The sequence below is a fragment of the Kitasatospora sp. NPDC057512 genome, assembly GCF_042802135.1.
Taxonomy (GTDB): domain Bacteria; phylum Actinomycetota; class Actinomycetes; order Streptomycetales; family Streptomycetaceae; genus Kitasatospora.
Genome location: NZ_JBHVET010001134.1, coordinates 1 through 1,778 on the forward strand (window position 1 = coordinate 1; position 1,778 = coordinate 1,778).

Annotated in this window: 1 protein-coding gene and 1 pseudogene; one reads left to right on the top strand and one right to left on the bottom strand. The window is 71.0% G+C overall.

Annotation, left to right across the window (positions count from 1 at the left end; all coding sequences use genetic code 11):
- Positions 1-1,283, bottom strand: a pseudogene (locus ACFU6K_RS38325) (hypothetical protein); the annotation flags it as partial.
- 279 nt (positions 1,284-1,562) lie between these two features.
- Between ACFU6K_RS38325 and ACFU6K_RS38330 the strand changes: the two are divergent.
- Positions 1,563-1,763 (top strand): DUF5326 family protein, encoded by a 201-nt coding sequence (locus tag ACFU6K_RS38330; RefSeq protein WP_049653234.1) that lies wholly within the window; start codon positions 1,563-1,565, stop codon positions 1,761-1,763.
- Positions 1,764-1,778: the final 15 nt, after the last annotated feature.

Consider the following 1,778-nt stretch of genomic DNA (forward strand, 5'->3'; position numbering starts at 1 on the left):
GTGACGTAGTAGCCGTTCACATCGGCGACGAGGTCCAGCCCGAACCCGTGGTTGTAGACGGAGAACACGCCCTCGGGGGTCACCGCGGTGGTCGCCGAGTTGGAGTTGTCCCGCCCCGCCTTCACGTTGAGGGTGGAGGTGTTCGGCGCCTGGCCGGGCCCGGGGAAGACGGTGAGGTGGCCGTCCGCGAGGACGTTGGTGGCCGTGATGTTCGTCTCGACCCCCATGGCGTTCGGCACGGAGTCGTCGGTGGGGACGGCCTGGACCTGCACGGTCGACCCGGTGGCCACCGAGTTGCCGTTCCGGGAGTCCAAGGCCCGCACCGGGGTCTTGAGCGCGCTGAACAGGCCCTTTCCGGACGGTCCGTAGGAGCCGACGACGTCGACGATGACGTGCACCCAGCCGGCGTGGTTGTAGAGGTTGATCCTCCCGTCCGGTCCGACCGGCACCACGACGCGGTTCGAAACCGTCGAGCCCGCCGGGAAGTTGACGTTCGAGCCGTTGACGGGCCGGATCGTCCCGGTCGGGTACGCGGTCAGGAAGCTGTCCCAGGTGCCCTCCGTCGCGGTGACGTTGAGGATCACCGAGGTGGCGTCCGCGGTCCCCAGCTCGGGGCGGGCGACCAGGTACGAGCGCACCTCGTCGCCGCGGAGCCGGCCGGCGGTGCCGTCGTTGCGGCTGTCGGCGATGCGGGTGGGGGTGAGCGGGCCGTACTTGTCGGTCGCGGTGGGGTTGTAGTAGCCGACCACGTCGAGCACCACGTGGGCGGTGCCCGCGTTGTTGTAGAGGGTGAGCCACGGGACGAAGCGGTCGACCGGGCCGGTCGCGACCGTGACCAGGTTCGAGATGGTCTGGCCGGCCCTGAAGTTGATGCTGGAGGTGGCGGGCTTGGTGCCCGGCGCGCCGGGGGTGCCGCTGATCGACACGTAGCTGTCGGCGGTCGGGTCGGTCACGGTCACGTTGACCACCACGGCCGTGGCGTCGGCCGGGACGACGCCGTAGCACTCCTGCGGGGGGTGGCTGTGGCAGCCGGTCGCGATCGGGGTGGAGAAGTACTGGCCCTCCTGGAGCGGCCGCGCGGTGCGGCTCACCGGGACCTGGTTGGAGTCGCGGGTGTCCAGGATCCGCTTCGGGGCCATCCCGACGAACCCGGCCGGTGCGGTGACGTCGGCGGCAGCGGTGGCGGTGGCGGCCGCCGGGGCGGTGGCCGGGGCGGCGGTCGCGGGCACCGCGGCGAGGGCCGCGACGGTGAGGCTGAGCGCCGCGAGAGCGGCTGTGGACATGGCTGTGCCGGCCCGCATGGGTCGGGTTCCCCCCTGGTCGACGGTGCCGGGAGGGCATGGTCCCGGCACTAGTAGGACGTTCCGGGAGGCCGGGGGTTGTGCCCCCTCCGGAGGAATTTCGGGGGTCACCCGGGGGGTCGGGATCGGGGGGATCTCGGGGTTCTCTCCGGGCCGTTGGGCCTCGTTCCGGCACTCGCGCCACCGTACGATCGAAGTACCGAAAGCAAGCGGGATGCGGCACCGGACGGCGGCCGACCCGAGGGGAGAAGAGGAACCGACATGGCTGAGCTCTGGAAGTCGCTGCCCTCCTGGGTGCGCAACATCGTCATCCCGGTGCTGGTCCTGGTGCTGGCCTGGAACATCGTCGCCTTCGTTTTCGGCGTCGTCGGCGCACTGCTCTCGATCGTGATCAAGCTGCTGGTGGTGGTCGGCATCGCGGCCGCCGTGGTGGTCCTGGTGAAGAAGGCGGCCAAGAGCTGACCGGCCGCCCCGACC

Excerpts from the sequence above, each read along its gene's own strand:
- ACFU6K_RS38330 (WP_049653234.1), top strand. The coding sequence starts at position 1,563 with ATGGCTGAGCTCTGGAAGTCGCTGCCCTCCTGGGTGCGCAACATCGTC.